The organism is Rhizobium sp. R339, from assembly GCF_002211395.1.
Taxonomy (GTDB): domain Bacteria; phylum Pseudomonadota; class Alphaproteobacteria; order Rhizobiales; family Rhizobiaceae; genus Rhizobium.
In genome coordinates this window covers 87,730-108,342 of record NZ_LOKV01000025.1, presented here as the reverse complement: position 1 = coordinate 108,342, position 20,613 = coordinate 87,730, and the positions used below count along the sequence as shown (strand labels likewise).

Annotated in this window: 20 protein-coding genes; 6 read left to right on the top strand and 14 right to left on the bottom strand. The window is 61.5% G+C overall.

Annotated features, from left to right (window positions below):
- Positions 1-23: 23 nt before the first annotated feature.
- Both ATY76_RS25510 and ATY76_RS25505 read right to left on the bottom strand, forming a co-directional pair.
- Positions 24-749, bottom strand: a complete 726-nt coding sequence (locus ATY76_RS25510) for a beta-ketoacyl-ACP reductase (protein WP_088677461.1) — start codon at positions 747-749, stop codon at positions 24-26.
- Positions 750-821: 72 nt separating this feature from the next.
- Complete coding sequence (locus tag ATY76_RS25505; protein WP_088677460.1) at positions 822-2,003, bottom strand: acetyl-CoA C-acetyltransferase; 1,182 nt, start codon at positions 2,001-2,003, stop codon at positions 822-824.
- Between the two features lie 241 nt (positions 2,004-2,244).
- On the opposite strand from ATY76_RS25505, the gene phaR reads away from it, so the two are divergent.
- Positions 2,245-2,817 carry a polyhydroxyalkanoate synthesis repressor PhaR gene (gene phaR / locus ATY76_RS25500; protein ID WP_088677459.1) on the top strand — a complete coding sequence of 191 codons (573 nt, stop codon included), beginning with the start codon at positions 2,245-2,247 and terminating at the stop codon, positions 2,815-2,817.
- On the opposite strand, the gene ATY76_RS25495 is transcribed toward phaR, so the two are convergent.
- The 5 genes from ATY76_RS25495 to mtgA all read right to left on the bottom strand — a co-directional run bounded on the left by ATY76_RS25495 (position 2,812) and on the right by mtgA (position 6,036).
- The gene (locus tag ATY76_RS25495) at positions 2,812-3,219 is read right to left on the bottom strand and encodes a hypothetical protein (RefSeq protein ID WP_088677458.1); all 408 of its coding nucleotides are present in this window, start codon (positions 3,217-3,219) and stop codon (positions 2,812-2,814) included. The two genes, phaR and ATY76_RS25495, sit on opposite strands and share 6 nt — an antisense overlap.
- A gap of 257 nt (positions 3,220-3,476) precedes the next feature.
- On the bottom strand, positions 3,477-3,662 hold the full coding sequence (gene rpmF / locus ATY76_RS25490) for a 50S ribosomal protein L32 (RefSeq protein ID WP_003543812.1): 186 nt from the start codon (positions 3,660-3,662) through the stop codon (positions 3,477-3,479).
- Positions 3,663-3,818: 156 nt separating this feature from the next.
- Positions 3,819-4,466: a glutathione S-transferase family protein gene (locus ATY76_RS25485; protein WP_088677457.1), complete on the bottom strand. Its 648-nt coding sequence runs from the start codon at positions 4,464-4,466 to the stop codon at positions 3,819-3,821.
- A 13-nt stretch (positions 4,467-4,479) separates the two neighbouring features.
- Entirely contained in the window at positions 4,480-5,202 is a 723-nt protein-coding gene (locus ATY76_RS25480) for a DUF1868 domain-containing protein (protein ID WP_088677456.1), read from the bottom strand.
- Positions 5,203-5,298: 96 nt separating this feature from the next.
- On the bottom strand, positions 5,299-6,036 hold the full coding sequence (gene mtgA, locus ATY76_RS25475) for a monofunctional biosynthetic peptidoglycan transglycosylase (protein WP_190233731.1): 738 nt from the start codon (positions 6,034-6,036) through the stop codon (positions 5,299-5,301).
- Between the two features lie 134 nt (positions 6,037-6,170).
- Here mtgA and ATY76_RS25470 point away from each other — a divergent pair, with 134 nt between their 5' ends.
- Positions 6,171-7,085, top strand: a complete 915-nt coding sequence (locus ATY76_RS25470) for a polyprenyl synthetase family protein (protein WP_088677455.1) — start codon at positions 6,171-6,173, stop codon at positions 7,083-7,085.
- Between the two features lie 8 nt (positions 7,086-7,093).
- On the opposite strand, the gene hisC is transcribed toward ATY76_RS25470, so the two are convergent.
- From hisC to ATY76_RS25450, 4 genes are all read right to left on the bottom strand, one after another.
- Positions 7,094-8,155, bottom strand: a complete 1,062-nt coding sequence (hisC, locus tag ATY76_RS25465; RefSeq protein ID WP_088677454.1) for a histidinol-phosphate transaminase — start codon at positions 8,153-8,155, stop codon at positions 7,094-7,096.
- 16 nt (positions 8,156-8,171) lie between these two features.
- Positions 8,172-9,422, bottom strand: a complete 1,251-nt coding sequence (ispG, locus tag ATY76_RS25460; RefSeq protein ID WP_088677453.1) for a flavodoxin-dependent (E)-4-hydroxy-3-methylbut-2-enyl-diphosphate synthase — start codon at positions 9,420-9,422, stop codon at positions 8,172-8,174.
- Positions 9,423-9,518: 96 nt separating this feature from the next.
- Positions 9,519-10,712 (bottom strand): MFS transporter, encoded by a 1,194-nt coding sequence (locus ATY76_RS25455; RefSeq protein ID WP_088677452.1) that lies wholly within the window; start codon positions 10,710-10,712, stop codon positions 9,519-9,521.
- A 65-nt stretch (positions 10,713-10,777) separates the two neighbouring features.
- Positions 10,778-11,554: a DeoR/GlpR family DNA-binding transcription regulator gene (locus ATY76_RS25450; protein ID WP_088677451.1), complete on the bottom strand. Its 777-nt coding sequence runs from the start codon at positions 11,552-11,554 to the stop codon at positions 10,778-10,780.
- 210 nt (positions 11,555-11,764) lie between these two features.
- Here ATY76_RS25450 and ATY76_RS25445 point away from each other — a divergent pair, with 210 nt between their 5' ends.
- The 4 genes from ATY76_RS25445 to ATY76_RS25430 all read left to right on the top strand — a co-directional run bounded on the left by ATY76_RS25445 (position 11,765) and on the right by ATY76_RS25430 (position 15,092).
- Positions 11,765-12,634, top strand: coding sequence for a DMT family transporter (locus tag ATY76_RS25445; protein WP_088677450.1), 870 nt, complete (start codon positions 11,765-11,767; stop codon positions 12,632-12,634).
- 153 nt (positions 12,635-12,787) lie between these two features.
- On the top strand, positions 12,788-13,561 hold the full coding sequence (locus tag ATY76_RS25440) for an amino acid ABC transporter substrate-binding protein (protein WP_088677449.1): 774 nt from the start codon (positions 12,788-12,790) through the stop codon (positions 13,559-13,561).
- Between the two features lie 92 nt (positions 13,562-13,653).
- Positions 13,654-14,334, top strand: coding sequence for an amino acid ABC transporter permease (locus ATY76_RS25435; protein WP_088677448.1), 681 nt, complete (start codon positions 13,654-13,656; stop codon positions 14,332-14,334).
- Entirely contained in the window at positions 14,331-15,092 is a 762-nt protein-coding gene (locus ATY76_RS25430; RefSeq protein WP_088677447.1) for an amino acid ABC transporter ATP-binding protein, read from the top strand. Before ATY76_RS25435 ends, ATY76_RS25430 begins: the two co-directional genes overlap by 4 nt.
- A gap of 51 nt (positions 15,093-15,143) precedes the next feature.
- Here the strand turns inward: ATY76_RS25430 and ATY76_RS25425 are convergent, their stop codons facing one another.
- The 3 genes from ATY76_RS25425 to ATY76_RS25415 all read right to left on the bottom strand — a co-directional run bounded on the left by ATY76_RS25425 (position 15,144) and on the right by ATY76_RS25415 (position 20,361).
- Positions 15,144-15,716, bottom strand: coding sequence for an NAD(P)H-dependent oxidoreductase (locus tag ATY76_RS25425; RefSeq protein WP_088677446.1), 573 nt, complete (start codon positions 15,714-15,716; stop codon positions 15,144-15,146).
- A gap of 261 nt (positions 15,717-15,977) precedes the next feature.
- On the bottom strand, positions 15,978-19,442 hold the full coding sequence (gene pyc, locus ATY76_RS25420) for a pyruvate carboxylase (protein ID WP_088677445.1): 3,465 nt from the start codon (positions 19,440-19,442) through the stop codon (positions 15,978-15,980).
- A gap of 178 nt (positions 19,443-19,620) precedes the next feature.
- Positions 19,621-20,361 (bottom strand): LuxR family transcriptional regulator, encoded by a 741-nt coding sequence (locus ATY76_RS25415; protein ID WP_088677444.1) that lies wholly within the window; start codon positions 20,359-20,361, stop codon positions 19,621-19,623.
- Between the last annotated feature and the right edge of the window lie 252 nt (positions 20,362-20,613).

Below are 20,613 nucleotides of genomic sequence, written 5' to 3'. Positions count from 1 at the left end.
GGGCTTTCCCAGCCCGTCTTGCGCTAGACGAAGAACTGTCCGCCGTTGGCCGTCAACGTCGAGCCGGTGATGAAGCCGGCATCGTCGGAGGCGAGGAAGGTGACGCAGCGCGCGATTTCCTCAGGCTCGCCGAGACGGCCGACGGGGATCTGCGGGATGATGCGCTCGTTCAGTACCTTCTCCGGCACGGCGAGCACCATCTCGGTGCCGATGTAACCCGGGCAAATGGCGTTGACGGTGATGTTCTTCGCCGCCCCTTCCTGAGCGAGCGCCTTGGTGAAGCCGAGATCGCCGGCCTTGGCGGCGGAATAATTCGCCTGGCCCATCTGGCCCTTCTGGCCGTTGATCGACGAGATGTTGATGATGCGGCCGAAGCTGCGGTCGCGCATGCCGGTCCAGACCTGGTGCGTCATGTTGAACAGGCCGGTGAGGTTGGTGTTGATCACCTCATGCCACTGCTGCGGCGTCATCTTGTGGAACATTGCATCGCGGGTGATGCCGGCATTGTTGACGAGGATTTCGACCGGCCCGATCTCGCTTTCGACCTTGGCGATGCCCTCGCCGCAGGCGGCGTAATCCGAAACATCCCATTTGAAGACCGGCACGCCGGTGGTCTCGTGGAAGGCTTTGGCTTTCTCGTCGTTGCCGGCATAGTTGGCGGCAACCCTGTATCCGGCATTTTTCAACGCCACGGATATTGCCGCACCGATGCCGCGTGTACCCCCTGTGACCACTGCCACTCTGCTCATGTTCCGCTCCCTCTCTTTGTTCTATGCCCGCCTCCCGGCGGGCTTTTCAATCAATGACGGATCGTATGCTATTTAAAGTGCTTCGAAGCACATGGCGACACCCATGCCGCCGCCGATGCAAAGCGTGGCAAGGCCCTTCTTCGCGCCACGGCGCTTCATTTCGAACAGCAGCGTGTTGAGAACGCGCGCACCGGAAGCGCCGATCGGATGGCCGATCGCGATCGCTCCGCCGTTGACGTTGACGATCGAGGGATCCCAGCCGAGATCCTTGGTAACAGCGCAGGCCTGCGCCGCGAAGGCCTCGTTGGCCTCGACAAGATCAAGATCGCCGACCGACCAGCCGGCCTTTTCGAGCGCCTTGCGCGAGGCCGGAATCGGGCCGGTGCCCATGATCGAAGGATCGACGCCGGCCGTCGCCCAGGAAACGATGCGGGCGAGCGGCTGGATGCCGCGGCGCGTCGCTTCGGCTTCGCTCATCAGCACCGCGGCGGCGGCGCCGTCATTGAGACCGGAGGCATTGGCGGCCGTCACCGTGCCCTCCTTGTCGAAGGCCGGGCGCAGCTTGCCCATCGCCTCCAGCGTGGCGCCGTGGCGGATATATTCGTCGGCATCGACGGTCACATCGCCCTTTCGGGTCTGGATGATGTAGGGAATGATCTCGTCCTTGAAGCGGCCGGCCTTCTGTGCCGCCTCCGCCTTGTTCTGCGAGGCGACGGCGAACTGATCCTGCTCGTCACGCGACAGCTGCCACTGGCGCGCGATATTCTCGGCGGTAATGCCCATGTGGTAGCCGTGGAAGGCGTCAGTCAGGCCGTCCTTGATCATCGTGTCGACCATCTTCGCGTCGCCCATCTTGACGCCGCCGCGCAGGTGCATGGCATGCGGCGCCATCGACATGGATTCCTGGCCGCCGGCAACGATGATCTTGGCGTCGCCGGTGGCGATCTGCTGCATGCCGAGCGCGACGGCGCGCAGGCCCGAGCCGCAGAGCTGGTTGACGCCCCAGGCCGTCGCTTCCTTCGGAATGCCGGCCTTCATCGCGGCTTGACGGGCGGGGTTCTGGCCCTCGCCGGCGGCAAGCACCTGACCGAGGATGACCTCATCGACTTCGCCGGCATCGACGCCGGCGCGCTCGAGCACACCCTTGATCGCGGCCGCGCCGAGTTCATGTGCAGGGACCGTTGCGAAAGCGCCGTTGAACGAACCGACGGCGGTCCGGCCTGCGCTGGCGATGACGATGGATGAATTGCTCATGGGGAGGCTCCTCGCTTTTTTCGTCCCACTTACATAAGTGGAAACTGGCAAAGCTTTGAGCGCAAGTCAAACGCGAACACCGGCCGCCGGCATTTTTCGGCGGCACGCCGCCAAAGCCGATTCATCTGGTCTGTTAAAGGTTTGCCGCAACGCACAAAGAGATTGTCACCGGCCTTCTTTTGCGTTTACAGTCTCAGGTGGAGGAACATCCATAAATCAGACGGGGGTTCAGGAGACTGATATGGCGAAGAATGAGGGTCAGATTGTCATCAAGAAATACGCCAATCGCCGCCTGTATAACACAGGCACCAGCACTTATGTGACGCTGGAAGATCTGGCGGAAATGGTCAAGAAGGGCGAAGATTTTATCGTCCAGGATGCAAAAAGCGGAGATGATATCACCCATTCGGTGTTGACCCAGATCATCTTCGAGCAGGAATCGAAGACCGGCAACACGCTGCTCCCGATTTCCTTCCTGCGCCAGCTCATCACCTATTACGGCGATCAGATGCAGATGGTCGTGCCGAGCTTCCTCGAACATTCGATGCGCGCCTTTACCGAACAGCAGGCCCAGATGCGCGAACAGGTGAACCGTGCCTTCGGCGAAACGCCGCTCGGCAAGAACCTGCAATTGCCGATGCAGATGGTCGAGGATCAGGTACGCCGCAACACCGAGCTGTTTCAGCAGGCGATGCAGATGTTCTCGCCCTTCATGACGCCGCCGGCCAAGGAAAGCCGCAAGGCCGAAGCCAAGGATATCGACGAACTGAAGGAACAGCTTCGCGCCCTTCAGAACAAGCTCGACAACCTATAATCCGATAGAGACATCCCGCCCGGCGCTTCGGATCGAGACGGCAAAACCGCCGATCACATCGATCAGAGCGATCGTCATCAAAATGAAGAATACCTGTGTCGCAGCATCCTGGACGAGCAGAAACTCGACCAGGAAGGCGATGAATACCAGCATCGACAAGATATGGTTGAGCAGGTTGCCGGGGCCGGTTCTGGTTGCCTTCAGGATTTCGAAGAACAGCACCACAAGCGCTATGACGATGAAGAGATCGCCGAGCGCCATGCTCCAGATCGCGCCCGATAGCATCGACAATACGATAATGTCATGCTGCAGCGCTGCAATGCCGCCGTCGCCCATCAGGCCGAGCATCGCCAGATTGTAGAGAATAAACGGGATAATCATCAGCGGCATTGCGGCAATCATCGGCAATCTCCTTAGAGCATGATGCCGAAAAGTGTGAGCGGTTTTCGGGCGACATCATGCTCTAACTCTTTAATTTAGAACAGGATTCATATTTTAGGCCAAAAGGGCCTAAAATCATCCTGTTCTAGCGGCCGGAAGAATACTGCCGCAAACCGTCGGCTCACCGCAAGTGACCGCAAAGATTATATCGCCGGAATGCAAAAGGCCGGCGTGACGCCGGCCTTGAAACTTTACGATCGGACGAGCCGGATCGGAAATTATGCGCTTTCCTTCGGCGTCAGAACCTGACGGCCGCGATACATACCGGTCTTCAGGTCGATATGGTGCGGGCGGCGCAGTTCGCCGGAGTTCTTGTCTTCGACGTAAGTCGGAGCCTTCAGTGCATCTGCCGAACGGCGCATGCCGCGCTTGGACGGGCTCGTTTTTCTCTTCGGTACAGCCATTTTTCTTACTCCACTTGCGGGCAAAACACTCCCACGGCCAGACTGGCGGCCGAAACGGACATGTCGCGATTTCGGAAATTTTGCGCGCTTATACATGCAAGGGGCGGCCTTGACCAGTCCCCATGCGCATTTTTTGCGAAGCCGATGATTCGAGCCTCAGACCTCGACGTCCGCGACGATCCAGGGCTCGGCGCGGGCCGCCTCTTCCCATTTCCGCCAGGCCGGATGCGCCTTCATCGTCTTCATATAGGCGAGCGTATCATCCCGGCTGACGAGATCATAGACATCGAAGCGGTTGACGATAGGCGCGAACATCGCATCCGCGCCGCTGAACGTGCCGAAGAGAAACGGCCCGCCGGATTTCTGCAGAAGATCGCGCCAGATCGTCTCGATACGGCCGACATCGGCTTCGACGCCTTCCGGCAGCGCGATCTTGCCCCGCGGCCTGCGGATATTCATCGGGCAGGCGTTGCGCAGAGCCCGGAAGCTCGAGAGCATCTCCATCGAAACCGAACGGGCGAGCGCCCGGTCGGCGCGATCTGCGGGCAGGAGGCCGGCATCCGGATGAAGCTCGGCGGCATATTCGATGATCGCCAACGATTCCCAGATCTTCAATTCGCCATGCTCCAGAAGCGGTACGCGGCCGGTCGGCGAGATGGCTTTGATATCCGGATTGCCGCCGGGATAGTCGAAGGGGATCAGGATTTCATCGAAATCGACGCCGGCGCCCGTCAGCGCCATCCATGGCCGGAACGACCAGGAAGAATAGTTCTTGTTGCCGATGTAAAGCGTCGGTCTGTTCATGGGCTTCTCCCGTTCAGGTGTCGATATCGAAGATCAGCCGTTCGTGGAAATGGTTCATGTCCTCAAACACGCAGAATGCCGGCGGCGTCAGCTCCAGGACGGGTGTCTTGCGGCGGATATCCGCGGCCACCGCGTCGAGCATCGCCTGCCAGCGCGGCAAGGCTTCATCCTCCAGCCATTCGATCGGATAAGCGAAGGTGATGTGAAATTTGTAATCCAGATGGTTCGGCTGGCGATAGCCGAGAAGATCGGCGAAGGCATTGCGCCAGGCGCGCATGATCTGACGGTCGTTCTCCGTCGCCCCGTCGACCAGCAGGCCTGACGGGCGGGCTCCGACGACGGCGACCTTGAAAGGCTCGGCCATCGAAAAACCTTCGAGCCGCGCCGCCAGCAGCGCGGTCATGTCGTCAATCGGCGCATCGAGAGGGAGATCGCGCGGCCAGCACTCCTGCCGCCGCCTGGTCTCGATGATGCCCTCGAAAAGCGTCATATGAAGGCTCGAAATCGGCGTGAAGAGGAGCTGCGGAGCCTCGGGCATCGCCAGATATTTTTCGCGCGCCTCGATCAGCACCGCCTGCGTCCGCGACGCCTTCTCGACATGACAGACGATGGTATTGCCGGCTTCCGGCAGGAAGCCGGCAGCCTTGCGATAACGGCTGCCGAGATGGGCGGGCGGATTTGGATTGTGCCTCTTCGAATAAAGAAGAAGCTCGGGAGAAAAGGTCATGGCGGTCATGGGCGACTCGGGGGTTCTGGTTGGACTGTATTCGCCCATATGGCAGAACCAAGAATGTCAGATGACGCCTGCCGCTTCTAACGACAAGTTCTGATCTCATTCATAGATGCACTTGATGTAATCGCCTGAGCCCTGCGCACGCCTTTCGATGACGCCCGCCAGCCGGCGAAGGCCGCGTCCCGGCTTGCCGGCATTGCGGTCGATCGGGTTCGGCAGCGAAACGGCAAGCAGCGATGCCTGGCGCCGCGTCAGCTTCGAGGCCGACACCTTGAAATGATGCTGGGCGGCCGCCTCGATGCCGTAAATGCCGGGACCCCATTCGGCGATATTGAGATAGATTTCCATCAGCCGCCGTTTCGACAGGACGAAATCCGTGGTGACGGCGAGCGGAAGCTCCATCGCCTTGCGCACGAAGGAGCGGCTGTTCCACAGGAAGAGGTTTTTCGCCGTCTGCATCGGAATCGTGCTGCCGCCGCGCGTCGCCTGACCTTTGAGCGTATCCTCGACCAGCATGCGCATCTCGGCCCAGTCGACGCCGCCATGGAAACAGTATTGACCGTCTTCCGACATCATGACCGACTGCACCAGAACCGGCGCAACCTCGTCCAGCGAAACCCATCTGCGGTCATAGCCGCGCAGCAAGAGGAGATCGCGCATCATCAGCGTCGAGACGGGATGGATGAAGGGCAGCAGGTAGAGGAAGATCAGGACGTAGGGAAGGACCAGCACGGCCACCAAGCCGAGAACGATGCGCTTGAGCACAGGCCGATCTTCGAACCATCGCCGACGGGCCGGCATGTCGGCGATATCCTCTGTCTCCGGCGCTATATCCAATGTCCCCAGTCCACTTCGCTCCCTGTCGTTCTCATAACGCCTGTGAGGCGCTTATGCCAGAGCACATGGGAAATCTTGCTGCAGTCATCGACAATTCCGTTGCAAGCCCCGGTGCCCCATGCCAAACAGCGCCCATGGACGCGAACCGGGACACTTTCGAGACGAGGCTCAGCAAGAACGCCCGCGAGACCGAGGCGCTGCTCGACACGTTGCTCTCACCGAGCCCCCTTTCCGATGAAATCGCCAGGCCCGATACGCTGCGCAGCGCCATGCATTATGCCGTGCTGAACGGCGGCAAGCGGCTGCGCCCCTTCCTTGTGACGGAAAGTGCCGCCCTCCTCGGCGGCGATGCGCAGGCCGCTCTTCGCATCGGCGCAGCACTCGAATGCGTGCACTGCTATTCCCTCGTGCATGACGATCTGCCGGCGATGGACGATGACGATCTGCGCCGCGGCAAGCCGACGGTGCATATCAAGTTCGACGAGGCCACCGCGATCCTTGCCGGCGACAGCCTGCTGACCTACGCCTTCGACATCATCGCAGCGCCGGAAACGGCTCTTCCCGATACAAGCAAAGCGGCGCTGGTGCTGGCTCTTGCCCGCGCCGCCGGCCTTGGCGGCATGGCCGGCGGCCAGGCGCTCGATCTGGCGGCGGAAAAACAGGCGCCCGACGAAGCGGGCATCATCCGATTGCAGGCCATGAAAACAGGCGCGCTGATCCGCTTCGCCTGCGAGGCCGGCGCCATCATCGCGGGAAGCCCGCCGGAAGATCGCCGCCGCCTGCGTGCCTTCGGCGAAAAGATCGGCCTGGCCTTCCAGCTCGCCGACGACATTCTCGACCTGACCTCGGATGCCGCGACCATGGGCAAGGCGACCGGCAAGGATGCGGCCCGCGGCAAGGGAACGCTGGTCGCACTCCACGGCATGGATTGGGCCGAGACCGAACTCCGCCAGCATGTCCGCAATGCCGAGGATCTGCTTGCCCCCTACGGCGCCCGCGCCTCGACCCTCACCGCCGCGGCGCATTTCATCGCAGACCGGAAGAGCTGATCGGAAAGTCAGGCGACCAATATTTCCTTCAGAGCCGAAACCAGCCGGGCACATTCTTCATCCGTGCCGATGCTGATGCGCAGGAATTCCGAAATGCTCGGCTTAGCGAAATGCCGGACGAGAACGCCGTGCTCCCGCAGCGCGGCGTTCAGTGCCGCGCCGGACCGGCCTTCATGCCTTGCGAAAATGAAATTCGCCTGCGACGGCAGAACCTCGAAATTCAGCGCTTCGAGCTCGCGTACGAGATTTTCCCGGCTGGCGATGATTTTCCGCCGGCATGTCTCGAACCAGGCTTCGTCCCGGATCGCCGCCGTGGCGGCAGCCTGCGCCAGCCGATCGAGCGGATAGGAATTGAAACTGTCCTTGACGCGCACCAGCGCCTCGATCAGATCCCGCTGCCCCAGCGCGAAGCCGACCCGCAGACCCGCGAAGGAACGGGATTTCGACAGGGTCTGGACCACGAGCAGGTTGGGATATTTGGAAATCAGCGGCACGGCGCTTTCACCGCCGAAATCGACATAGGCCTCGTCTATCACGACGACCGCATCCGGATGGGCGGCAAGAAGCGCCTCTATCCCGGTCAGCGGCAGGCCGGTGCCGGTCGGCGCATTCGGATTGGGAAGGATGATCGCGCCGCACGGCCTATCGTAGTCCGACAGCCGGATCCGGAACTGATCATCGACCGGGACTTCGATCGCCTCGATCTCGTATAGCAGGCTATAGGTTGGATAGAAGCTGTAGCTCACATCAGGATAAAGGAGCGGCAGCTCATGTTTCAGCAGCGCCTGAAACGTGAGAGCGAGAACCTCGTCCGAGCCGTTGCCGACGAAGACTTCTTCCGCCGTCAGCCCAAAACGCGCCGCGATCGTTTCGCGCAATTCGGTGGCGGCGGGATCGGGATAGAGTCGCAGGCGATCGTCCGCCGCTTGCTGGATCGCTTCCAGCGCCTTCGGCGAAGGCCCGTAGGGATTCTCGTTGGTATTGAGCTTGACGAGGCCGGGGATGCGGGGCTGCTCCCCCGCGACATAGGGCCGAAGCGTGCTGACGATATCAGACCAGTACCGGCTCATCTGATCTCGCGGATCTTCATTCCGCGGCCGTCCGCCGGCCGAAACGCTTCTCGATATAATCGATGACCAGCGCCTCGAAATCGGAGGCGATATTCGGCCCGCGCAGCGTCAACGCCTTCTTGCCATCGATGAATACGGGCGCGGCCGGCGTCTCGCCGGTGCCGGGAAGCGAAATGCCGATATCGGCATGTTTGCTTTCGCCCGGCCCGTTGACGATGCAGCCCATGACGGCGACGTTCAGCGCCTCGACGCCGGGATATTTCTCGCGCCAGACCGGCATGTTCTTGCGGATATCGTTCTGAATGTTCTGGGCGAGTTCCTGGAACACCGTCGAGGTCGTGCGGCCGCAGCCGGGACAGGCGGCAACGACGGGCACGAACTGGCGAAAGCCCATGACCTGCAGGATTTCCTGCGCCACCTGGACCTCACGCGTGCGATCGCCGTTCGGCTCGGGGGTCAGAGAGACACGGATCGTATCGCCGATGCCATGCTGCAGCACGAAGCCCATCGCCGCCGATGAGGCGACGACGCCCTTGGTGCCCATGCCGGCTTCGGTCAGGCCGAGATGCAGCGCATGATTGGAACGGTCGGCGAGCATGGAATTGACGGCGATCAGATCCTGCACCTGGCTGACTTTGGCCGACAGGATGATGCGGTTGCGCGGCAGGCCGATCTCTTCGGCAAGGGCGGCCGAAAGCAGCGCCGACTGCACGATCGCCTCGCGCGTCACCTGCCGGGCCGAAAGCGGCGAACCGGCTTCGGCGTTCTGGTCCATCAGCGCCGTCAACAGATCCTGGTCGAGCGAGCCCCAGTTGACGCCGATGCGCACCGGCTTGTCATAGCGGATCGCCATCTCGATGATCTCGGCGAACTGCTTGTCCTTCTTGTCCTTGAAGCCGACATTGCCGGGATTGATCCGGTATTTCGCCAGCGCCTCGGCACAGGCAGGATGATCGGCAAGCAGCTTGTGGCCGATATAGTGGAAATCGCCGATCAGCGGCACATCCATGCCGAGCCGCAGCAGCCGCTCGCGGATCTTCGGCACGGCGGCCGCACTCTCGTCGCGATCGACGGTGATGCGCACCAGTTCCGAGCCCGCCCGGTGGAGCGCTGCAACCTGCGCGACGGTCGAATCGATATCGGCCGTATCCGTGTTCGTCATGGATTGCACGACGATCGGCGCACCGCCGCCGACGATGACGCCGCCGACATCGACGGCGACGGAAGCACGGCGCGGTTTCGGGTCAAAATCGGCGGCTGACAACATGAAGAGCTCTTGCACCCCTAAAAATAGTGCCTTTCAGGTGGATCATGACCGCTTTCTTGTCAACCGCTTCCCATATCACTTTTGCTTGGAGGCCGCTCAGTGTCCGCCTCCGGAGACCCCGTCGGCATAGTGGGCCAGCTTGGAGAACGCCAGTACGAACAGCAGCAGCACCGGCAGCGCCATGAAGACGACGGCAAAGCCGATATGCTCCGCGACGAAGCCGATCACGGACGGCGCGACAAGCATGCCGGAGTAACCCATGGTCGTGACGACCGAGATGCCGATGCCGGGCTTGAGGCCGGGAATGTTGCCGGCCGCCGAAAAGGCGATCGGCACCATGTTGGAAATGCCGATGCCGCAAAGGGCAAAGCCCAGGATGGCAATCTCCGCGTCCGGCGCGAGGCTGGCAAGCAGCATGCCGGCGATGGCAAACAGCGTACAGATGCGCAGCGTCTTGACGCCGCCCAAACGGTCACGCACCAGGTCGCCGGCAAAACGCATGATCGCCATGGTCGCCGAAAAGGCTGCGAAACCGAGACCGGAAAGCGCGACCGACGCATCCATTTCCTGGCGGAGATAGAGTGCGCCCCAATCCAGCACCGCGCCTTCCGGCACCATGGAAAAGAGCGCCATCAAGCCGAGCAGCCACGGCAGCGGCACCATCGGCAACTTGGTCTTTTCCTTCTTGGCATCAGGATGCGGCGGATCGGCGAGAATCATCGGCCAGGCGACGGCAAGAAAGATCGCCGCCAGCACCGTTGCCAGCTGCGCATGGCCGAGAATGCCGAGCTTGGAGATCACGATGCCGCCGAGGCCCGAGCCGATCAGGCCGCCAAGGCTCCAGAAAGCGTGGCAGGACGACATGATGGCGCGGCGCATGGATTTTTCGACCGACACCGCATTAGCATTCATCGCCACATCCATCGCGCCGATGAAGCCGCCGAACAGGAAGAGCGCGATCGCCCCGGTGATCACGTTCGGGGCGAGCGTCAACGCCAGGAGCAGCGGCAGCACGCAGACGGCCGTTGCCCGAACGACGACACGCGAGCCGTGTTTGGCAATCTGCGCACCGGCGATCGGCATCATCACCAGAGAGCCGACACCGAAGATCAGGATCATCAGCCCGAGTTCGAACTTGGTCAGCCCGAGACGGTCGGCGAAATCGGGGATCTTGGGCGCCCAGCAGCCGACGACGAAGCCGTTCATGAGAAAGAGCAGGGAAACCGCGGCCCTGCTTCTGGTAATGAAGCCGCTCCTGGCTCCCCGCGGTGCACTCACATGACTGTCCATTTCTCGGTCTTTCCTCTTTGCCGGGTTTGTATGCACCCGGTTTTCCTAAACTCTATGACAGCGTCTCAGTTCATTTGCTCGGCGATGACGGTCCTGCATCCACGCTCGCGATAGCCCGCAAGGATGGCCGGATCCGCATCGTGCTCGACGACGAGGCATTCGCAATGTGCGATCGGCAGGATGCTATGTGGCGCAGCCGTGCCGAATTTCTCGGAGGTCACCGCCGCCAGCACTTTTCTGCTCCTGGATGCCGCAAACCGCTTGAATTCCGCATCTTCGAAGCCGAAAGCCGTGATCCCGGCTTCCAGGTCGACGCCGCAGGCGCCGAGAATGCAGAGATCGGGTGAAATTTGCTCCATATCGCGCAAGGCCTTGGCGCCGAGCGCGCCGCCCGTCTGCCGATCCACCATGCCGCCGATCAGGATGACGTTGACGGCAGGCTTGTCGATCAGCGCTGCGGCGATCACCGGCGCATTCGTCGCGGCCGTAAGTTCCAGTTCGCCCGGCAATGCGTTGGCAATCGCCAGATTGGTGCTGCCGGCATCGAAGAACACGCACGAACCGGCGGCGATCTGCTGTGCCGCGGCGCGGGCCAGCGCCTGTTTGCGGTCGGCGGCAAATCCCATGCGCTGCGTCAGGCTTCCATGCGCCGGCGATACCGGCAATGCGCCGCCATAGACCCTTTCGCAAAGCCCTGCCGCCGCCATCTCGCGCAGGTCGCGCCGCACCGTGTCCTCGGAGACGCCGAATTCAAGCGCCAGTTCCGCCGCCAGCACGCGGCCGTTCAGCCGCAGCCTCTCGGAAATCACACCTTGGCGCTCTCGCAACAGAAAATCCTGCATGTTTCTACCGGCTCAACAGCTGAAATAATGAAATCGTGCATAAACACTTACGATCGTGCAGGCAATATGCACGATCACACGTTTTCTGACGTTATGAAACAAACCCCGCCACCGCAGCGATTATGGCTATTGACCAGTACAAGGGCCGGGAATACCGATAAGGCATTCCCCGATTCTCGCCGGCCTATCCGCGACCCTGGTGCATTCCCCGTGAAAAACTCCGTCAGCCTGGGCATTCTGCTCACGAGCGTCGCCTACATGGCGTTCACTTTTCATGATGCGATCATCAAGATCCTGACTTCAAGCATTCCGGTCTGGCAGATCCTGTTTTTCCGCAGCCTTACGATCCTTCTCGGTTGCCTGGCCTATGGCCGCGGCAGGCTGGCCCGCCAGGTCATGACATCGCCGATCATCAAGCCGATGATCGCGCGCAGCCTTCTTCTCCTCTGTGCCTGGCTTTCCTATTATTCCGCCGCAAGCCGTCTGCAGCTTGCCGAGGTCACCACGCTTTATTACGCGGCGCCCGTCGTCGGCACAGTGCTTGCCTGGCTCGTCCTGAAGGAAGAAGTTACGCCGGCGCGCTGGCTTGCCGTCGGCGTCGGTTTCGTCGGCGTGCTGATCGCCTGCAATCCCGTTGGCCTGGCGATTTCCTGGCCGGTCTATCTGGCGCTGCAGGCGGCCGTCCTCTGGGCTGCCGCCATGGTGCTGCTGCGCAAGACCTCGCTGCATGAGAAGACCGTCGTCCAGCTTGCCGTTTCCAATATCTTCTTCCTTGCGATGACGGGCGTTGCCGTCCTCTACACCTGGAAGACCCCCGATGTGACGCAGCTGACGCTTCTCATCGCCATCGGTGTCGTCGCCGGCGCGGCGCAATTCGCTCTCTTCGAGGGCATGCGCCTGGCGCCCGTCTCCGTGCTTGCGCCGTTCGAATACACCTCTCTCGTCTGGGCCTTCCTGCTCGGCTATCTGATCTGGGCCGATATCCCGACGCTGAATGTCGTCGCCGGCGCGGCCATGATCCTCGGCGCCGGATTGATCATCATCGTCAGCGAAAGATTGCGCCGCCGCATCACCGCATGATGCCCGTTTCTGCAGGATTCATGGCTTGGGGCGCAGCATGAGAAAAATATTTGCGGTTGCTGCTTTTATTCGCAGTTTTCTTCGCTTTCGCCGCCCTAGTTTTCTGCAAAGTATCCCTCATCCGATCACAACCTCCCAAGGATGGATAGAACAATGAACTGGTTGAAAACCGTCGCCGCCGCTGCCCTCATTCAGGCTGCGGCCCTCCTGCCTGCCCATGCCGGCGAAAACCTTGCAGCCATCAAATCGGCCGGAGTCTTCAAGATCGGCACCGAAGGCACCTATGCGCCCTTCACCTATCACGACGAAAGCGGCAAACTCGTCGGCTTCGATGTCGAGATCGGCGAAGCCATTGCCGCCAAGCTCGGCGTCAAGGCCGAATTCGTCGAAGGCAAGTGGGACGGCCTGATCGCCGGCCTCGACGCCAAGCGCTACGACACGGTCATCAACCAGGTCGGCATCACCGAAGCCCGCAAGCAGAAATATGATTTCTCCGAGCCCTATATCGCTTCCAAGGCGGTGCTGATCGTTCGCGAAGGCGAAGACAGCATCAAGACCTTCGCCGACCTCAAGGGCAAGAAGTCCGCCCAGTCGCTGACCAGCAACTTCGGCAAGCTTGCAACCGAAGCCGGCGCCGAACTCGTCGGCACCGATGGCTTCGACCAGTCGATCCAGCTCGTGCTGACCAAGCGCGCCGACGCGACGATCAATGACAGCCTCTCCTTCCTCGATTTCAAGAAGCACAAGCCGGACGCGCCGGTGAAAATCGCCGCCGAGCAGGAGAATGCCGATTATTCCGGCATCATCATCCGCAAGAACGAGCCGGAGCTTCTGGCCGAAATCAACAAGGCGCTCGCCGACATCAAGGCCGACGGCACCTACAAGAAGATCGCCGACAAGTATTTCGGCCAGGACGTTTCGAAGTAGGTCCCACTCCACCCAAAGGCCCTTCCCCCTTGTGGGGAGGGGTTGGGGAGGGGTAAACCTCGAACGCACCAACCCACGAGAGGGATTACCCCTTGCCGCACTGGCTCCAACTGATGGCGGAATCGCTCCCCTCGCTCCTTTGGGCGGGATTGATCTTCACCATCCCCCTCACGCTGCTGTCCTTCGCCTTCGGCTTGATCCTCGGGCTGATCACCGCGATCGCCCGCCTTTTCGGGCCAGCGCCCGTCGCTGCCGTCGCCCGCTTCTATGTCTGGGTCATCCGCGGCACGCCGCTGCTCGTCCAGCTCTTCGTGATCTTCTACGGCCTGCCGAGCGCCGGCATCCTGCTCGACGCCTTTCCCGCCGCCCTCATCGGCTTCACTCTGAATATCGGCGCCTACAGCTCCGAGATCATCCGCGCCGTCATCTCCTCCGTGCCGAAGGGCCAATGGGAAGCCGCCTATTCGATCGGCATGAGCTGGCGTCAGGCAATGAGCCGCACGATTCTGCCGCAGGCCGCCCGCGTCGCCGTGCCGCCGCTGTCGAACACCTTCATCTCGCTGGTCAAGGATACTTCGCTGGCCGCCGCCATCACCGTGCCGGAACTCTTCCAGGCAGCGCAGCGCATCGTCGCCACGACCTATGAGCCGTTGATCCTCTATATTGAGGCGGCGCTCATCTATCTCGTCCTGAGCTCGATTCTTTCGCAGTTGCAGGTGCGCCTGGAGCGCCGCTTCGCGCGTTACGGCGGCATGCTGGAGGCAAATGCATGATCGAGCTTTCCAACGTCGAAAAGCGCTTCGGCGACGCCGTCATCCTGAAGGACATCAGCATCCGCATTCCCGAGGGCAGCGTCACCGCCCTGGTCGGCCCGTCCGGCGGCGGCAAGAGCACGCTGCTGCGCTGCATCAACCTGCTCGAAATCCCGACGGCGGGCATGATTCGCCTCGGCGAGGAGACGCTCTCCTTCGCGCCCGGCAAAAAAACGCGCTGGCCGGCGATCCAGAAGATCCGCCGCCAGACCGGCATGGTCTTCCAGAATTTCCAGCTGTTCCCGCATCAGACCGCGATCGAAAACGTCATGGAAGGCCTCGTCACTGTGCTGAAGTGGCCGAAGGAGAAAGCACGCGACCGCGCCATGGAGCTTTTGACCAAGGTCGGCATGGCGCAAAAGACCGATGCCTGGCCCTCGACGCTCTCGGGCGGCCAGCAGCAACGCGTCGCGATTGCCCGGGCGCTGGCGCCGTCGCCGCGCGTACTTCTCTGCGATGAGCCAACCTCGGCGCTCGATCCGGAACTTTCGGCCGAGGTCGTCGATGTTCTGGGCCAGCTTGCCCGCGAAGGCACCACGATGGTCATGGCGACCCATGATCTGCGGCTCGCCTCGAAGATCGCCAATGACGTCGTCTTCCTGGAAGCCGGCAGCGTGGTGGAAACCGGCAGCGCCAAGGCGATCTTCAGCGCGCCGCAGCGCGAACGCACCAAGCGCTTCATCTCGACGATCAACGCTGCCCATACCTACGATATCTGAAATGTCTCACGTGAATCGTGATTCACGTGAGACGCTTCCGTGTGATTTGCCTCAGGCCGCGGTAACGACCGAGCGCGCCGCCTTGAGCGCATTTCCCCACCAGATGAGCTGGTCGAGCTGGTTCTTGGCCGCCTCGTTGAGGTGCGGGTAGTCGCTGAGGCTTTTGCCTTCCTTGAGCACGCTCAGATATTCGCTGAAGGCGATGTGCACGCCCGTTTTTACTGAAGCGGCCGCCATTTCCACGAAGATCAGCCTGAGATGCTCGACGGCACGCGCGCCGCCGACGCCGCCGTAACCGACGAAGGCGACCGGCTTGTGAATGAATTCGCCGAGATCGATGGCGTTCTTCAGGACCGCGGTCGGCGCATGATTATATTCGGCGGCGGTGAGGATGTAGCCGTCGAATTCGCGCAGTTTCTTCTTCCAGCGCTCGGCCGTCTCGTTTTCCGCCTCCGTCGCGCGAGCTTCGCCGAAGAACGGCAGCGGATAATCGCGGAGATCAAGCACCTCGACGGCAAGCTCGGAACGCTCCTTGGCAATGCCGGCAATCCATTGAGCGGGATGCTCGGCGAAGCGGCCGATACGCGTGCTTCCGACGATAACGGCGATTTTCAACTGGCTCATGGGGTTCTTTCCTGTTGAATGGCGGGTTCGCTGGAGCGCCGCGGCCGATCGGACGCGATATACTCCTCGCTTTGAAATGGCGCATAGCCTTGGGTTTATGCGCCAGCCATTTCTAGGAAATTAGCAGCATGCCGGGCAAGCCGGGCGAGGCAAGGAAAAGAAGGAAAGTTCCATTATTCCGATCAGCCGAACGCACACAATCGAGTGATCGGCGACCGTTGGCTGCCGGAGCGGCTTCGATCGCTCCGGCAGCCCAACTGTTTATCCGCCGTAGACGACGAGCAGATCCTTCGCATCGATCTGGTCGCCGGCTTTGACGAGAACCTCCGAGATCGTGCCGTCCTTTTCCGCATGGATCGCAGTTTCCATCTTCATTGCCTCGATGGAGACGAGCACGTCGCCGGCGCTGACGGTCTGTCCTGATGAGGCGAAGACGCGGCTGATGACGCCCGGCATCGGCGCGCCGACATGGGCTGCATTGCCGGGCTCGGCCTTGCGGCGCACCGCCGCACCCGTCGCCCCATGGGCTCGGTCCGGCACCTTGATGCGGCGCGGCTGGCCATTGAGCTCGAAGAAGACGGTGACCATGCCCTGGCTGTCGGTGGCGCTCATCGCCTGATTGACGATGACGAGGGTCTTGCCTCGTTCGATATCGGCAAACAGCTCCTCGCCATCGGCCAGCCCGTAGAAATAGGCAGGCGTCGGCAGTACCGAGACCGGACCGTAGGTATCGGAGGCGAGCGCAAAGTCGGTGAAGACCTTCGGATACATCAGATAGGAAGCGAATTCGAAGTCACTGACCTCGCGCTCCAGCTTGGTCTCGATGACCTTGCGCTCGGCATCGAGATCGGCCTCCTTCAGCAGCGAGCCGGGGCGCACCGTATAGGGCTTTTCGCCTTTCAGCGCCTTCTTCTGCAGCGCTGCCGGCCATCCCGACGGTGGCTGGCCGAGATCGCCCTTCAGCATCGACACCACCGATTCAGGAAAGGAGACCTCGCGCTCGGGGCTGACGACGTCGGCGACCGTCAGATCCTGGCTCACCATCATCAGCGCCATGTCGCCGACCACCTTGGAGGACGGCGTCACCTTGACGATATCGCCGAACATCTGGTTGGCGTCGGCATAGGCCTGCGCCACCTGATGCCAGCGGGTCTCGAGACCGAGCGAGCGGGCCTGCTCCTTGAGATTGGTGAACTGGCCGCCCGGCATTTCATGCAGATAGACTTCCGAGGCCGGACCCTTGAGGTCGCTTTCGAAGGCGGCATACTGGTTACGCGCCGCTTCCCAATAGAAGGAAATACGGCGGATCCATTCCGGATCGAGGCCCGGATCGCGCTCGGAGCCGGAGAGCGCCTCGACGATCGAGCCGAGACAGGGCTGCGAGGTATTCCCGGAAAGCGCATCCATTGCCGCATCGACGGCATCGACACCGGCTTCGACGGCGGCAAGAACGGTCGCGGCGGCGATGCCCGAAGTGTCATGCGTATGGAAGTGGATCGGCAGGCCGGTCGCTTCGCGCAGCGCCTTGAACAGCACCTTCGCCGCCGCCGGCTTCAACAGACCCGCCATATCCTTGACCGCGATGATATGGGCGCCGGCCTTCTCAAGCTCGACGGCAAGGTCGGTATAATATTTCAGGTCGTATTTCGGACGGGCGGAATTCAGGATATCGCCGGTATAGCAGATCGCCGCCTCGCAGAGCTTGTTCTCCTCGGCGATCGCATCCATCGACACCCGCATGTTCTCGACCCAGTTCAGGCAGTCGAAGACGCGGAAGAGGTCGATGCCGCCCCTGGCCGCCTGGCGGACGAAGTATTTGACGACATTGTCGGGATAGTTGGTGTAGCCGACGCCGTTGGCGCCGCGCAGCAGCATCTGCAGCAGCAGGTTCGGCGCCCCCTCGCGAATCAGCGCCAGCCGCTCCCACGGATCTTCGGTCAGGAACCGCATCGAGACGTCAAAGGTGGCGCCGCCCCAGCATTCGAGCGACAGCAGGTTCGGCAGGGCATGCGCATAGGTGCCGGCGATGCGGGCGATGTCATAGGTACGCATGCGGGTAGCGAGCAGCGACTGGTGGCCGTCGCGCATCGTCGTATCGGTCAGGAGCACGCGCTTCTCGTTGCGCATCCATTCGCCGAATTTCTTCGGCCCGAGCGTGTCGAGAAGCTGCTTGGTGCCGTCCTTCACCCCGTTGCCGTTGGAGTAGGGCACCACCGGCTGGGCGGCGTTATCAAGCGGCCGCGGCCTGTCCTTGGCCTCGGGATGGCCGTTGACGGTGACGTCGGCGAGATAGGTCAAGAGCTTCGTGGCGCGGTCCTGGCGCTTGACCTGCTGGAAGAGCTCCGGCGTCGTGTCGATGAAGCGGGTGGTGTAGCTGTTGTCCCGGAACTTGGGGTGACCGATGATCGCTTCGAGGAAGGTCAGGTTGGTGGCCACACCGCGGATGCGGAACTCGCGCAACGCGCGGTCCATGCGGGAAATCGCTTCGGACGGGTTCGGCGCCCAGGCCGTCACCTTGACGAGCAGCGGATCGTAATAGCGGGTGATGATGGCGCCGGAATAGGAGGTGCCGCCGTCGAGACGAATGCCGAAGCCGGAGGCCGAACGATAGGCGGTGATACGGCCGTAATCCGGAATGAAGTTGTGCTCGGGATCTTCTGTGGTGATGCGGCACTGCAGCGCATGGCCGTTGAGCCGGATGTCGGCCTGAGCGGGGACGCCGGATTCCGGCGTGCCGATCGCGGCGCCGTCGAGGATGTGGATCTGCGCCTTGACGATGTCGATGCCGGTGACGACTTCGGTCACAGTATGCTCGACCTGGATGCGCGGATTGACCTCGATGAAGTAGAATTTGCCGGTATCGGCATCCATCAGATATTCGACGGTGCCGGCGCCGATATAATTGGTCGCCGCCGCGATCTTCAGCGAATAGGCGGCGAGCTCCTGGCGCTGCGCCTCGGAAAGATAGGGTGCCGGTGCGCGCTCGACGACCTTCTGGTTGCGGCGCTGGATCGAGCAGTCACGCTCGAAGAGATGCACGACGTTGCCGTGTGTGTCGCCGAGGATCTGGCTTTCGACATGGCGCGCGCGCTCGACCAGCTTTTCCAGGTAGACTTCGTCCTTGCCGAAGGCGGCCATCGCCTCGCGCTTGGCTTCGGTCACCTCGCGGGCGAGATCCTTCGGATCGCGGATGGCGCGCATGCCGCGGCCGCCGCCGCCCCACGAGGCCTTGAGCATGACGGGATAGCCGATCTCTTCCGCCATCTTCGCCACTTCGGCCATATCGTCCGGCAGCGGCTCGGTCGCCGGCACGACCGGCACGCCGACCGAGATCGCCAGGTTGCGCGCGGCGACCTTGTTGCCGAGCTGGCGCATCGTATCGCCCTTCGGGCCGATGAAGATAATACCGGCCTTGTTGCAGGCATCGACGAATTCCGGGCTTTCCGACAAGAGGCCGTAACCGGGATGAATGGCGTCGGCGCCGGAAAGCTTGGCGACGCGGATCACCTCGTCGATCGACAGGTAGCTTTCGATCGGCCCGAGATCGCGGGCCAGATGCGGGCCGCGGCCGACCTGATAGCTCTCGTCCGCCTTGAAGCGGTGCAGCGCCAGCTTGTCTTCCTCCGCCCAGATTGCCACCGTTTTTATTCCAAGCTCGTTGGCCGCGCGGAACACGCGAATGGCTATTTCAGAGCGGTTGGCAACGAGTATCTTGGAAATGGGCAAAACGGTTTCCTCCACGTTCAGACGCGGGCATGCTGCACCCGCGAAGAAAATTCTTAACTTCTTGTCACAGGAAGTTCAATTTCTCTTGCGACTGCGAAATGCACTTTCTCGCCATGCCGATGCGCGCCGCCACGAAAATAGGCAGCGTCGTTTATACGACATATGCAGAGAGGGCGCTTTAGCTTATCAGGCCATGACGGAACGCAAGCGCCACCGCCTGCTGTCTGTTCTTCGCCTTCAGCTTGTCCTGCAGGCCGTTCATGTACCAGTCGACGGTGTGATTGGAGATCTTCAGCAGTTTGCTGATCTCCATCGAGGTCATGCCTTCGGCAAGGTAACGCAGGATTTCCATCTCGCGCCGCGTCAGCGGTGTCTCAGCCGGAAGCACGGTTTCCAGCGCCTGCGCCTCGCCTTTCAGATCGAGCAGCCGCCAGAAAGCCTTGCGCGCCACCGCTTCGAACAGCGCGAGTTCCACCGGCGACAGTTCGACCGGCTTGCCGCTGATATTCAGGCTGCCCAGAATGCCGTTGCGCCCATGGAGCGGAAAAACGTAGCCGTCCTCCAGCCCATGGCCGAAAGCGTCGACCATCATCTGCTCCATGCGTCGCTCATGCGCATCCTTGCGGAACGCCTTCATGCTCTCCCGCCAGCGAAAGGGCCGCTGGGCGTGGTTGAGATAGCGCACCATCGGGTCGATCAGGACATATTTTTTCGCGGCATAGATCTGCGGCCATTGTTCCGGCCAGCTGTCGGCAAGCGCCGCTGCCCAGGGTTCCGGCTTCTGCTGGGAATGGCGCACGAGGCCATAATAATCGAAGCCGGAGCCCCGGATGACCTGTTCGAGTTCGCCGACCAGCGCCTCGGGCTTCGAGCATTCCTCCAGGACGACAAGCAATTGAATTAACGAATTAATATTCACAAAATGCCCCTTGCGAGGCCGTCGGCGGCTTTCGGATTGGTCGCGAAACGGTCTTCTTCAAAAAATGCAGTCTCTAATTTAATGCTGCGCTAAATATTTATTAAAATGCAAGCGCAAATTGTTCGCGGATATACCCCGGCGATAATTTTCGCGCCACAACCATTTTCGTCGCATCCTGCGATAGTACATTCGTGTTAATCACCCAGGCCGGCAAACCCTGAATGCTCCGTTAATCGCCGGTTCAGGTAGCCT